The organism is Stenotrophomonas maltophilia group sp. SKK55 (assembly GCF_057179845.1).
On record NZ_JBXUHP010000057.1, the window covers coordinates 1 to 344 of the forward strand.

Consider the following 344-nt stretch of genomic DNA (forward strand, 5'->3'; position numbering starts at 1 on the left):
GACCGAACCTGGGTGTCATCCACGTCGATCCGACCACGAGCGTTGACAATGCCCAGTCCTTCCAGGTGCGACAATACCGGCCGGAAGCCGGTGCACCAGATCATCGCGTCGAAGTTGCGTTCGCTGCCATCTGCCCACTGCATGCCGGTGGCGGTGAAACGGACGGGTGGCGGCATGGAGACCAGTACACCGCGGCGCCGTGCGTCCACCACCGGCGGCACCATCACGATGTCGCCAAAACCATCCCGCTGAATATCCGGCTCGCGTCCTTCCTGCTGAGCCCTCCACTTCTCGGTTGCGCGTGCGAACAGAACGCGCCCGTCGACATCGTCGGCCAGGAAGGC

General features: G+C 64.5%; 1 pseudogene. It reads right to left on the minus strand.

The features are described 5' to 3' along the window. Positions 1 to 344, minus strand: a pseudogene (locus AC2A1N_RS18010) (pyridine nucleotide-disulfide oxidoreductase); the annotation flags it as partial.